Origin of the sequence: Rhizobium sp. Root1204, assembly GCF_001424965.1 — a bacterium.
Taxonomy (GTDB): Bacteria; Pseudomonadota; Alphaproteobacteria; order Rhizobiales; family Rhizobiaceae; genus Pararhizobium.
Window position 1 is genome coordinate 237,757 of sequence record NZ_LMCZ01000012.1, and the last position, 12,702, is coordinate 250,458.

The following is a 12,702-nucleotide window of genomic DNA, read 5'->3' on the forward strand; positions in this document are numbered from 1 at the left end:
AGGTTTCATTTTTTGGTGGCGCCCTGCCTTGCCTTCCGAGCGCTCTGCCTTGGACAGCAAAGCAGGTCTTGTGGAAAACCCAAAACATTTCGAGCGCAAAATGATATCATCGGCGGCAAGAAACGGTAAATATTCCCTCCTGCATATTGTCAATCTTCAGTACAGACCAACTGGAGGATTCACCAAGCGTTTCCTGGATGTCTTCATTTCACTGTCGATCATCCTGGTATTCCTGCCAATCATCCTGATGATCGCGGCGCTGGTGAAGCTATCAACCACAGGATCAGTCATCTGCGGCCATGCCGAGATCGGATATGATGGCGTATCCCTTGTCCGCCTGAAGTTTCGGACATCGTCTCCTCCCGGAGGCGAGGATTTCGCTCAATACCTGACAACAACGCCGGAAACGCTGTGGGCACGCAAGCATCAGCCGGACGTCTCGCTTCCGCCGATGGGTGCAGTTCTTCAACAATTGGGTCTGGACGGGCTGCCGCAGCTCTTCAATGTCCTGCGTGGCGATATGAGCATCGTCGGCCCCTCGCCGTTGACTATGAGGGATATCGAGCGATACGGGTCCAATACCTCATCCTATATCAAGTCCCGCCCCGGCCTGATCGGCTACCGGTTGAACAGCGGTCTCGACGCCCATTATCTACGCCGCCTGCAACTCGATAGCGACTACGCGGATAATTGGACGATGGTGACGGATTGCAGGGAAATCTGGCGGTTTCTCACTGCCGCGCGGCAGTAGCGGCAGTTTGGAAACGCGCATCATAGGCCCGCCCATTCGCATCGGAAGGCCAGGACGGGCTTTGAAAAACCTTTGAGCCGGCGGCGTTTTGCCTGCGTGAAAAGATCGGCGGCACCATACTCCCGGAAAATGTTCTCCGACACCAGGATCTGATCTCCGGAGGCCGCATCACACAGGCGGGCTGCCAGTTGCACTGTGGAACCGAACAGATCGTTGCTGTCCTCGACGGGCTCGCCGCAATCCAGCCCGATGCGGATATGAAGCGGCTCGGCATTGCCGCTATTGTAGCGCTCGAATTCCTGCTGGATCGCTCTGGCGCAATCGACCGCTGCTTTTATCGAGGCAAAGGCCGCCATGACGCCGTCACCGGTGTGCTTCACCTCGCGGCCGGAAAACTGTTCGAGGCACCTGCGCACCACCGCGTCGTGGGCCCTGACCAGTTCGGCCGCCATCCGGTCACCAAGCCGCGCCGTCATCGCTGTCGAGCCGACAATATCGGTGAACAGGATCGCCCGGTGGCCGGAATCCATTTCGGCCGAAGATTGCCCCGGGGCCGGCACCGGGTCATGTATCCGGCCCAGAAACGCCTCGACCGCCGACAGGGCAACCTCGACGATCTCGCCGGAAACCAGACCGTGCGCCTCGCGGTGAACGCATTGGGCCGCTTCGGCGTCCGGCGCGTCCATCAGGCAAAACGCGGTCCCACGCCGCTGGTCGAACCAGTAGGTCAGAAACTTGACGCCGTACTGATCCTGAATCTCAAGATCCTTGCTATGTGCCTCGGCAACGTCTGCGGCCGTGGTTCCCGAAAGGTCATGCCGGTCGATGAAGATAGGCATCTGTGCGCTCCCGCCCCGAGCCCTGCACCTGTTCCTGGGTTATAGTCTACGGTCTGGAGGCAACGCCGTCTATATTTTAGTATAGCCTTATCTAAAGGAGCGGGACGTACCCTCCAGTTTCCCGCGCCCTGCTCTGCAACCCCATGACGAATCTCAACAGTCCTTCACGACGAGACCCGCACAGCAAGCCAAGGGGAAACGGTGGGCTGCCGGTGAAGGAGTGCCGCAGGCGGCAGCGCGAGCGCTGAAACGCAAAGGGGAGGACACAACGGCCCCCTAGTGAAACACGCCGCAAAATTCAGTTGCAAAACTGCCGCTTTCGTTGAGATCTGTATGACACCGCATGCGATGAAATACTGAAATGGTGGTCGGCCTCGTGAAGATTGAAACGTTTTTTATCCCGTCCTGTGAGGCAGATGCTCAATTGGAAATTGTTGCAGCCAAACCTGACCATGATGGACCTTATCCGACAGTTGTTTTCAACCATGGCTCGACCGGACGGGGGCAGAATAAATCCTTTTATACAAGGACAATCAGTCCGCAGGTCGTGGCAAACTATTTTGTCGAACGGGGCTGGATGACTCTCTTTCCGCAGCGCCGGGGAAGAGGAAAATCAGGGGGGAATTACGGGGAAGGGCTTGCTTTTGACGGCTCCGGCTATTCTTGCGACGCTGCAATCGCAATCGCGGGCTTCGAGCGGGCTGTCGAAGATATCGATGCTGTCGTCCGCCACCTGCGTGCGCGGTCTGATGTGCACCAGGACCAGCTTGCCATCGGCGGCGTGTCACGCGGCGGCATTCTCTCGATCGCCTATGCGGGCATGCGTCCGCATGTTTTCCGGGGCGCGATCAACTTCAACGGTGGCTGGCTCGGCCAAGTCTGCCCCGCCCATGAAAGTGTCAACCCGGCGCTCTTTGAACGGGGCGCGCCAAGCGGAATTTCAACGCTCTGGCTGCACGGAAGTCATGACCAGTATTATCGAATCGCGCACTGCAGGGGGAATTTCGAAAAGTTTCTGTCAGCCGGAGGACAGGGAAAATTCGTTGCCGCCCGGATGGGCCATGCCTTGATGTTCAAGCCAGCCCTGTGGAAGAACCATCTTGACGGCTACATGGATGCGATTGCCGTGCCGCATTCTTCTTAGGTTCGCGGTGACATTAAACGCGTGTGGTCGAACCGGCCGTATTCCACTTTTGCATCACGGGCTGGGGAGGACACGGCGCCCTCCCCATTTTTATCGCAATCACCAAACCGAAATCAGGCTGCGTAACGTGTGCGCTGATGCTGCGCCGGCTGGCTGTGCGAGAAGCGGTTTTCCTCTTCCAGCTTGAAGCGGGCCAGCAGCGCCTGCAGCTGGCGGCTTTCGTCGGCGAGTGTCTCGCTGGCTGCCGTGGTTTCCTCGACCATGGCGGCGTTCTTCTGGGTCATCTGGTCCATGTGGTTGACCGAGGTGTTGATTTCGGCAAGCGCGGTTGATTGTTCGCGTGCGGCAGTGGCGATGCTTTCGACATGATCGTTGACGCGCAGCACGAGGTTTTCGATTTCAACCAGTGCATCACCGGTTGCCCGCACCAGCGAGACGCCCCCTTCGACCTCGGATGTCGAGGCCCTGATCAGCGTCTTGATCTCCTTGGCGGCATTGGCCGAGCGCTGTGCCAGTTCGCGAACTTCCTGGGCAACGACAGCAAAGCCGCGGCCGGCCTCGCCTGCGCGTGCCGCTTCGACACCGGCGTTCAGCGCCAGAAGGTTGGTCTGGAAGGCGATCTCGTCGATGACGCCGATGATCTGGCTGATCCGGCTGGACGAGCCCTCGATACGGCTCATGGCGGTGACGGCGTTGCGGACGATCTCGCCGGATTTTCCGGCACTTTCCTTGGTTTCGCGCACCATGTCTCGGGCCTCGATGGCGCGTGCCGAGGAGGTGCGCACGGTCGCGGTGATCTCGTCAAGCGCTGCCGCGGTTTCCTCAAGCGCTGCGGCCTGCTGCTCGGTGCGCTTCGACAGATCATTGGCGGCGGAGCTGAGTTCTGCCGAGCTGTCCTTGATGGTGCCGGCGGCACCGCGCACATTGTTCATGGTCGAGCGGAGCGTCACCATCGTGGCGTTGACGTTCTGCTGCAACTCGGCGAATGCGCCCTGGAAATGGCCTTCCATGCTTTCCGACAGATCGGCATCGGCAAGCGCTGCGATGACGCGGCGCACTTCATTGACGGCAAGATCGATACTGCCAACCAGTTCGTTGACGCTGCCGGCAAAACGGTTGAGGTCGTCGTTCTGGTAATCCTTGCCGATACGGCCGGTGAAATCGCCGGCGACCGCCGCTGCAACAACAGCGCTGATGCTCGACTGCAACTCGCTGCTGAGCGCATTCAAGGCTGCTTCCTGCGCCTTCATATCGCGCATCGCCAATGCGTTGCGGCGGAACACTTCGACGGCTCGAGCCATTTCGCCGATCTCGTCCTTGCGGGTGGCATCGGTGCCGGCGCTGTCAAGATTGCCTTCGGCAAGACAGCTCATCGCGGCGGTCAGATCGCGAACGGGGGCGGCAATGCCGCGGCGCGCGACCAGCAGACCGATCACGGCACCGGCGAGAATGCAGGCTGCAGCAATGCCGAGGCCGATCATCAGCGCCGTGCGGGAGGACTCCAGTGCATCAGCACGGGCAGCCGCCAGCGCGTTGCCGGAATAGGTGCTGTATTCCTTGACGGCGACCGTCACGGCCTTTTGCGCATAAAGAACCTGGTCCAGCAAGCCGCGGATGCTGGCCGCATCGTTGGGATTGGCCTGTGCATGGTCGATCATGCCACGGATATCGGTGAAATAGCTCTCGAGCGCACCGCGAATAGCCTGCAGCAGCAGAACCTGCGTCTCATCCGCTCCTACCTCGATCTTGGGCAGGCGTCCCAGCATTTCCTTGGCACGGGTCTCGGCCTCAGTGCGGAATTCCTCGGCTCCGCCCGGTTTCAGGGCGAGCTGGTAGGTCATACGGCTGATGGCGATGACATCAACGCGCAGATCCATCGCCTCGCGAGCAACCTCTTCCTTCATTCCGACGGAGGTAAGCGTGTTTTCGAGGGACACGACCCCTCTTGCTCCGACGGCGGCGATAACCACGGAGGACAGGATCATGACAGCCATGACCAGGCTTATCTTCAGAAGAATGGAAAGATTGCGAAAACTCATGTCGGAACTCCGGCTGGGCAATTGACCGCGCGCTGAACGAAAAAATGGAAAAGCGAGGCATGATGCCTCTGGCAAAGCGCAGCAGGGACATCGCGCCGGAGCGCAATCTGAAGTAATTGCGCTAACACCAAGTTAAAGCTGGCAATCAAGACGTTGCAGCGGCCTCATAAACACGAGCAATCGCACCGGAACCGTTCACTGCCACCTCAAGTTGCCTGCCTCGGCCAAGGCCAGGACGAGTTTCAGCTTGAACCTTGCCCGGCCGGTCTCTATCTCGGACACAGACCCCTCGCATCCCCGGAGATTTCCTTGTCCATCTTCAAGAACCTGCCGCCTGCTCCCGCCGCGCCGAAAAAGCCAGTCACGGATACCCGCCATGGCATTACCAGGACGGACGACTATGCCTGGCTGCGCGCCGATAACTGGCAGGCGATGTTCAAGGACCCCTCGATCCTCGACCCAGCAATCCGTCAGCATCTGGAGGCCGAAAACACCTACATGAAGGCGGCGATGGCCGATACCGAAGCCCTGCAGAAGACGCTGTTTGCCGAGATGAAGGGCCGCATCAAGGAAGATGACAGCTCGGTTCCGATGAAAGACGGGCCGTTTGCCTATGGCACGTTCTACGTTACCGGTGGCGAACAGCCCTCCTTCTTCCGCACACCACGTGACGGCGGCGAACGCAGCGTGCTTCTCAACGGCGACAAGGAAGCCGAGGGCAAGGCCTATTTCCGGCTGGGCGGCGTCGATCACTCGACCGATCACAGCCGGGGCCTGTGGAGCTACGACGACAAGGGCTCGGAATATTATACGCTGCGCGTCCGTGACCTTGCGACCGGCGAGGACCTTGCCGATGTCATCGAAAACACCGGCGGCGGCGGCGCCTGGGCACCGGATGGCAAGAGCTTCTTTTACACGGTTCTCGACGACAATCATCGCCCATCAAAGATCTTCCATCACATCGTCGGCACGCCACAGAGCGATGACCGGCTGGTCTACGAGGAAGAGGACCCGGGCTTCTTCATGGGTGTCGGCGGCTCGATGCTCGACGATTTCATCTACATCGACATCCATGACCACGAGACCAGCGAATACTGGCTGCTTCGGACCTCTGATCTCTTGGGTAAACCGAAGCTGGTGGCGGCGCGCGAAACCGGTCTTGAATATTCGCTCTCGGAGGGCGGCGATGTCTTCTACATCCTGACCAACGCCGACGGCGCCAAGGATTTCAAGATCATGCAGGCGCCGGTTGACAATCCGAATCGAGAGAACTGGACCGACGTGGTGCCGCACACCGCCGGACGGCTGATCATCTCGCATGGCGCCTATGCCCGCCATCTCGTCTGGCTGGAGCGCGAGGGTGGTCTGCCGCAGATCAAGATCCGCGACCGCCGCACCGGCGAGGAACATGCAATCGCCTTTGCCGAAGAGGCCTTCTCGCTCGGTCTGCAGGGTGCCGCCGAATACGATACCGACGTCATCCGCTTTTCCTATTCGTCGATGACCACGCCGAACCAGCTCTACGATTACAACATGGTGACGCGCGAACGGACACTGCTGAAGACGCAGGAAGTGCCATCGGGCCACAATCCCGGCGACTACATCACCCGCCGCGTCATGGCACCAGCCTCCGACGGCGCCGAAGTACCGGTCACCCTGCTCTACCGCAAGGACACACCCCTCGACGGCTCCGCCCCCTGCCTGCTCTATGGCTACGGCGCCTATGGCATTGCCATTCCGGCCTCGTTCAACACCAATTGCCTGTCCCTGGTGGACCGGGGCTTCGTCTATGCCATCGCCCATATCCGCGGCGGCAAGGACAAGGGTTTTCAATGGTACGAAGACGGCAAGATGGAGAAGAAGGCCAATACCTTCAAGGACTTCATAGCGGCGGCCGACTATCTGAATCAACAGAAGTTCACGTCCTACGCCAACATCATCGCCGAGGGCGGATCGGCCGGCGGCATGCTGATGGGAGCAATCGCCAATATGGCGCCGGAGAAATTCAAGGGCGTCATCGCCGCTGTCCCCTTCGTCGATGTCTTGAACACCATGCTCGACGACACGCTGCCCTTGACGCCGCCAGAATGGCCGGAATGGGGCAACCCGATTGCTTCCAAGGACGCTTATGAGCGCATGGCAGCCTACTCCCCTTACGACAACGTCTCGGAAAAGCCCTATCCGGCGATCCTGGCGCTGGGCGGCCTCACCGACCCGCGCGTCACCTATTGGGAACCGGCCAAATGGGTGGCCAAGCTGCGCGAAAAAACCACCGGCTCCGAGCCGATCCTGATGAAGACCAACATGGATGCCGGCCACGGCGGCGCCTCCGGCCGCTTCCAGCGGCTGGAGGAAATCGCGTTCGAATATGCGTTTGCGATCAAGGTGGCGGGGAAGATGTAACCCGTCCTACCGCGGACTTTGGCAAGCCCGGCACATGCCCCAAAGAATAAATCTCCCTGCAACCTTGCAGGGAGATTGGCCATGAAGATCGGTGACAGCATCAGCAACTACTACCGCCCGCAGAATGGCAACCAGGGCGCGGCGTCCTCCGGCCTAGCGCTCAACATCGATGGCGGCGGCGGTAATGAGCGCACACAGGCGCCGACCGTTTCGATCGGCTCGTCAGGCTCCTCCGCATCTTTGTCTTCCGCTCTCTGGCTGTCGATGGCCGACAAGCTGGAAGGTGGCGCCGTGGCGGCAGCGCCGAAAGACAGCCCGGCCGACGAATTCATGGACTGGTCGAAAATGTCGCTGGCCGAAAAGATCCGGGCGCAAATCCTCGCCGACAAGGATTTGACGGAGGAAGATATTGCCGCCATGGACGCTGACGCTCGCGCGGCAATCGAGGCGGAAATCAAGGAAGCGATCAAGCGCCAGCTGGAAATCCCTCAGGATGGTGGCACGGCGCAGGCCGAGGCGGCTGGAGCTGATTTTATCAAGGCGTGATGGCTTGCTGTCCGGCTGGCCACCTGCAGGGGTAATCGTGTCAGCGGGCCTTCTCCTCCTGCCGCTCGAACGCCCTTGCCGCAGACCCGCCCTGCTCTTACCTTAGCCGCATGACATTATCTGCGCACGAAAAAGCGGCCGGCGCCGCACCCATTGCCTTCGACAACAGCTATGCCCGGCTGCCGGCGCATTTCCATGCGGCGGCCAATCCGACGCCCGTTTCCGAGCCATGGCTGATCAAGTTCAATCGGCCACTGGCGCTTGAGCTTGGCCTTGACGCCGAAGCGCTGGAGCGCGACGGGGCGGCGATCTTTTCAGGCAACACCATTCCCGAGGGCGCCGAGCCGCTGGGCATGGCCTATGCCGGGCATCAGTTCGGTCAGTTCGTACCGCTGCTCGGCGACGGGCGGGCGATCCTGCTTGGCGAAGTCATCGATACCCACGGCAGGCGCAGCGATATCCAGCTGAAGGGTGCGGGCAAGACGCCGTATTCCCGCCGCGGTGACGGGCGCGCAGCCCTTGGCCCGGTGCTGCGCGAATATATCGTCAGCGAGGCGATGTTTGCACTCGGCATTCCCGCGACCCGGGCGCTGGCGGCCGTCGTCACCGGCGAGCCGGTCTACCGCGACCGCGTTCTGCCGGGTGGCGTCATCACCCGCGTCGCGGCCAGCCATATCCGCGTCGGCACGTTCCAGTTCCTGGCGGCACGCGGCGACACCGAGGGGCTGAAGGTTCTGGCAGATTATGTCATCGACAGACATTATCCCGAAATCAAAGGTCATGAGCGGCCCTATCCGGCGCTGCTCGAAGCCGTGATCGAGAGGCAGGCCTCGCTGATTGCCCGCTGGCTGTCTGTCGGCTTCATCCATGGCGTGATGAACACCGACAATTGCGCCATTTCCGGCGAAACCATCGATTTCGGCCCCTGTGCCTTTCTCGATGCCTATGATCCGGCCAAGGTTTTCTCCTCGATCGACCGGGGCGGGCGTTACGCCTATGCCAGCCAACCGGCGATCGGCCAGTGGAACATGGCACGGTTTGCCGAAACTCTCTTGCCGCTGCTTGATCCCGAACCATCCGAGGCCGTCAATCTCGCCAATGACGCCATTGCCGGCTATGGGCCGCGGTTCCAGAACCATTGGCTCACCGGCATGAAGGCGAAGATCGGACTGCACACCGAGGAAGATGGTGATCTCGATCTGGTTCAGGGGCTGCTGAGCGCCATGCACCGCAACGAGGCCGATTTCACGCTGACCTTCCGCAGGCTGTGCGATGCGGCCGAAAGCAGCGCCCATGACGGACCGTTGCGTGACCTCTTCGCCAATCCCGCTGATATCGACGCCTGGCTTTTCGCCTGGCGCGAGAGGACCGGACGGGAACCGCTGTCGGATGCGCAGACGGCAGCGGCAATGCGCGCCGTCAACCCGGCCTTCATTCCGCGCAACCACCGCATCGAGCAGGCGATCCGTGCGGCGGAAGACGACGGCGATTTCTCGTTGTTCGAAGCGCTGAACGACGTTCTGGCAAACCCCTATGCGGACCAGCCGCAGTTCGCCTCCTATACCGCCCCACCGGCCCCGTCGGAGGAAGTGCTGAAGACGTTCTGCGGGACGTGAGAACAGCTGACTCTTAATCAGCGGGTCGTAGATCGCCGACGAACTTTGAGTACGATAATCTGGCGAGAGCAGCACCTACTCTCCGTCATCCTCGCCCTTGTGGCGGGGATCCAGCGACCCGGCGTCCGCCGGATCAAAAAGCCCTTCAGCCCAAGGGCTTGGGCTGGCTGGATTTCTGTGACATCCCTCGGGTCAAGCCCGAGGACAGAGATGGCGGAGGATTTAGCAATCGCCTATTTCCCAAGCAGCCTGCCGAACAGTGAGCGGACGAGTTTTTCAACAGTCTGAGAGACTCGTTCGCGGTTCTTCCGGTCACTCCCAGCCGCTTCCCCCAATTGCCGCGCAGCCATACGGTGGTAGGCGGTTTTCGAAATTGGTTTTCAGCTGGGCGCAGCCCCATTTGCGCAAGGGTTCCGGCATCCGGCTGTTGAGTTCGATGCCGACTTCGTCGAGCGGGTCGCTGGTATTGGTGACATAGAGCAGCCAGCGGCCGCCGATCACCCCCACCACGGCCACCACCATAACCAAGAGAACCATCAGCAGTTTCTTCATTTCGACCCTCGTTGTGAATCAACATTGCCGTTGACCTAGCCTATTTCCCGGCCGTGCCGAAATCCTTTTAAATCCCGCGGGATGCTGTCAGTCATCCGCCCGCCGCCACGTCGAATTTTGATGGCTGTGCCGAAATGTGGCCATTGAAAGGCAGGGGCACCGCGTTATGTATCAGGATACGCGCGCGAATTGAAACTCTTTCCGCCGCGCACCCGACAGAGGATCACCGCGCAAATTCCCTCCGGCGCGATGGCCAACCTTGAGACCGGACTGCCTTTTCCCAGAGGCGTTGGACCCAATGCCTGCCGCAGGCGGCACTTGCCGCGCGGCGCGGCTTTCCATAACGGGAGATATCCATGTTGATTTTATTGACGGCCATCGTCTTCGCGCTGATCGGGCTTGGGCTCGGCGGCGGCGGGCTTTGGCTCATCATGCTCGGCGGCAGCTGGTATTATGCCATTGCCGGTCTCGGCTTCCTCATCACCGCTTTCCTGCTGCTTGCACGGCGGGGTGCCGCGCTCACCGTCTATGCGCTCCTGATCATCGGTACGCTCGTCTGGGCGATCTGGGAAGTCGGCTTTGACTGGTGGCAACTCGGCCCGCGCGGCGGCGTCATCATCCTGCTTGGCCTATGGCTGTTACTACCGGGCATCCGCCGTGGCCTCGGCTTTGCCAGCCCGACAGGCGAAGCCTATCCGGCCAGCGCCCTACCGCTCGGTCTCGCTGTTCTCGCCTCGATTGTTGTTGCCGGTTATTCGATGACACAGGATCCGCTTGATCTTGCTGGCGAACTGCCAGTCGGCACCACAACGGCCGCGGTCGATCTCGGTGGCAATGTGCCGGATGGCGAATGGCATCAGTATGGCCGCACACCGTACGGCCAGCGTTATTCGCCGCTGGCGCAGATTACGCCCGAGAATGTCGGGACGCTGCAGGTCGCATGGCAATATCAAACAGGCGACGTGAAACGGCCGGACGATGTCGGCGAGACCACCTATCAGGTGACGCCGCTCAAGATCCGCGACACGCTCTACATGTGCACGCCGCACAATCTCGCCATCGCGCTCGACGCCGCGACCGGCAAGGAAAAATGGAAATTCGACGCCAATTCCGGCATGAACCCGGACCGGCAGCACCAGACCTGCCGCGGCGTCAGCTATTATGCCGATCCGGCTGCCGTTGCCGGCAGCCCCTGCGCCGAACGGGTCTATCTGCCGACCGCCGATGCACGCCTGATCGCGCTTGATGCCGCCGATGGCAAGGTCTGCGAAAGCTTTGCCGACAAGGGCACGCTGCATCTGGAAACCGGCATGCAATACAATCCGGCCGGTTATTATTATTCTACCTCGCCACCGGTGATCACGGCTGGCAAGATCATCATCGGCGGCGCCGTCAACGACAACTATTCGACGCAGGAACAGTCGGGCGTCATCCGCGCTTTCGACGTCAATACCGGCGCCCTGGTCTGGAACTGGGACAGTGGCAACCCGGACGTGACGACGCCGCTGCCGGAAGGCCAGACCTACACGACCAATTCGCCCAACAGTTGGTCGGTGTTCAGCTATGACGACAAGCTGAACCTCGTTTATATCCCGCTCGGCAACCAGGTGCCCGACCAGCTGGGCATGGGCCGTTCGGAGCATGTCGAGAAATACTCGTCCTCGATCGTGGCGCTGGATATCACCAGCGGCGCAGTCCGTTGGGTGCGCCAGACGGTGCATCATGACCTCTGGGACATGGACGTTCCGGCCCAGCCGGTTCTGCTCGACATTACCGGCAAGGACGGCCAGCCGGTTCCAGCGCTTGTCGGCCCGACCAAGCAGGGCGATATCTACGTGCTTGACCGGCGCACCGGAGAACCGATCATTCCGGTCAAGGAAATCCCGGCGCCGAGCGGCGCCATCGCGGAGGACTTTACCGCGCCGACCCAGCCGATCTCCGATCTCACTTTCTCGCCGCCACCTTTGACGGACAAGAACATGTGGGGCGTGACGATGTTCGACCAGCTCGCCTGCCGGATCGACTTCAAGCGGCTGAAATATGAAGGCCGCTACACGCCGCCGTCGCTGGAGGGCAGCCTGATCTATCCCGGCAATTTCGGCACCTTCAACTGGGGCTCCGTTGCGGTCGATCCGGAACGGCAGGTGATGTTCGGCATGCCGACCTATCTGGCCTTCACGTCGAGACTGGTGCCGCGCGACCAGATCCCGGCCAAGGGCCAGGATGAGAAAGGGTCCGAGCAGGGCCTCAATCGCAATGACGGCGCACCTTACGGTGTCTTCATGGGGCCATTCCTTGGACCACTCGGCATTCCCTGCCAGGCGCCGCCATGGGGCTATGTCGCAGGAGCAGACCTCAAGACCGGCAAGATCGCCTACAAGCACCGGAACGGCACCGTGCAGGACATGACGCCGCTGCCTTTGCCCTTCAAGGTCGGCGTACCCGGCATCGGCGGCCCGATGATCACCAAGGGCGGCGTCGCCTTCTTGGGGGCAGCCGTCGACAACTTTATCCGCGCCTATGACCTGACGACCGGAAAGGTGCTGTGGGAAGGCCGCCTTCCCGCCGGTGGCCAGTCGACCCCGATGAGCTATGCCACAGACGACGGCACCCAGTTCGTGCTGATCGTCGCCGGCGGCCATGGCTCGGTCGGCACCAAGCCCGGCGACTACGTGATCGCGTACAAACTGGCGAAGTAGTCCAGTCTTCAACACATGGAAAAGCCGGCGGGGCGACCTGCCGGCTTTTCTGTGTGGTCAGTGCTGCCAAACGATTCTGCAGCGAACCGCCTTGGGAGGCGGTTCAGGGGCTT

9 protein-coding genes are annotated in these 12,702 nt (G+C 60.9%); 6 read left to right on the plus strand and 3 right to left on the minus strand.

From position 1 onward, the window contains the following. The first annotated feature begins 49 nt into the window (after positions 1-49). Positions 50-751 carry a sugar transferase gene (locus tag ASC96_RS14265; RefSeq protein WP_156393793.1) on the plus strand — a complete coding sequence of 234 codons (702 nt, stop codon included), beginning with the start codon at positions 50-52 and terminating at the stop codon, positions 749-751. Positions 752-771: 20 nt separating this feature from the next. On the opposite strand, the gene ASC96_RS14270 is transcribed toward ASC96_RS14265, so the two are convergent. Continuing rightward, positions 772-1,590, minus strand: coding sequence for a nickel-binding protein (locus ASC96_RS14270; RefSeq protein WP_060503705.1), 819 nt, complete (start codon positions 1,588-1,590; stop codon positions 772-774). 361 nt (positions 1,591-1,951) lie between these two features. On the opposite strand from ASC96_RS14270, the gene ASC96_RS14275 reads away from it, so the two are divergent. Beyond that, positions 1,952-2,734 carry an alpha/beta hydrolase gene (locus ASC96_RS14275; protein ID WP_060503706.1) on the plus strand — a complete coding sequence of 261 codons (783 nt, stop codon included), beginning with the start codon at positions 1,952-1,954 and terminating at the stop codon, positions 2,732-2,734. Between the two features lie 113 nt (positions 2,735-2,847). Here the strand turns inward: ASC96_RS14275 and ASC96_RS14280 are convergent, their stop codons facing one another. Beyond that, positions 2,848-4,773: a methyl-accepting chemotaxis protein gene (locus ASC96_RS14280; RefSeq protein ID WP_060503707.1), complete on the minus strand. Its 1,926-nt coding sequence runs from the start codon at positions 4,771-4,773 to the stop codon at positions 2,848-2,850. A 309-nt stretch (positions 4,774-5,082) separates the two neighbouring features. Between ASC96_RS14280 and ASC96_RS14285 the strand changes: the two genes are divergently transcribed. From ASC96_RS14285 to ASC96_RS14295, 3 genes are all read left to right on the plus strand, one after another. Next, entirely contained in the window at positions 5,083-7,176 is a 2,094-nt protein-coding gene (locus ASC96_RS14285; protein ID WP_060503708.1) for a S9 family peptidase, read from the plus strand. An 81-nt stretch (positions 7,177-7,257) separates the two neighbouring features. After that, complete coding sequence (locus ASC96_RS14290) at positions 7,258-7,722, plus strand: hypothetical protein (protein WP_060503709.1); 465 nt, start codon at positions 7,258-7,260, stop codon at positions 7,720-7,722. Positions 7,723-7,832: 110 nt separating this feature from the next. Then, positions 7,833-9,338 (plus strand): protein adenylyltransferase SelO, encoded by a 1,506-nt coding sequence (locus ASC96_RS14295; protein WP_060503710.1) that lies wholly within the window; start codon positions 7,833-7,835, stop codon positions 9,336-9,338. A gap of 312 nt (positions 9,339-9,650) precedes the next feature. On the opposite strand, the gene ASC96_RS14300 is transcribed toward ASC96_RS14295, so the two are convergent. Next, entirely contained in the window at positions 9,651-9,890 is a 240-nt protein-coding gene (locus ASC96_RS14300) for a hypothetical protein (protein ID WP_060503711.1), read from the minus strand. Between the two features lie 356 nt (positions 9,891-10,246). Between ASC96_RS14300 and ASC96_RS14305 the strand changes: the two genes are divergently transcribed. Continuing rightward, positions 10,247-12,589, plus strand: coding sequence for a glucose/quinate/shikimate family membrane-bound PQQ-dependent dehydrogenase (locus ASC96_RS14305; RefSeq protein WP_060503712.1), 2,343 nt, complete (start codon positions 10,247-10,249; stop codon positions 12,587-12,589). Positions 12,590-12,702 lie beyond the last annotated feature (113 nt).

Excerpts from the sequence above, each read along its gene's own strand:
- ASC96_RS14275 (WP_060503706.1), top strand. The coding sequence starts at position 1,952 with ATGGTGGTCGGCCTCGTGAAGATTGAAACGTTTTTTATCCCGTCCTGT.
- ASC96_RS14270 (WP_060503705.1), bottom strand. The coding sequence starts at position 1,590 with ATGCCTATCTTCATCGACCGGCATGACCTTTCGGGAACCACGGCCGCA.
- ASC96_RS14290 (WP_060503709.1), top strand. The coding sequence starts at position 7,258 with ATGAAGATCGGTGACAGCATCAGCAACTACTACCGCCCGCAGAATGGC.
- ASC96_RS14300 (WP_060503711.1), bottom strand. The coding sequence starts at position 9,890 with ATGAAGAAACTGCTGATGGTTCTCTTGGTTATGGTGGTGGCCGTGGTG.
- ASC96_RS14305 (WP_060503712.1), top strand. The coding sequence starts at position 10,247 with ATGTTGATTTTATTGACGGCCATCGTCTTCGCGCTGATCGGGCTTGGG.
- ASC96_RS14280 (WP_060503707.1), bottom strand. The coding sequence starts at position 4,773 with ATGAGTTTTCGCAATCTTTCCATTCTTCTGAAGATAAGCCTGGTCATG.
- ASC96_RS14295 (WP_060503710.1), top strand. The coding sequence starts at position 7,833 with ATGACATTATCTGCGCACGAAAAAGCGGCCGGCGCCGCACCCATTGCC.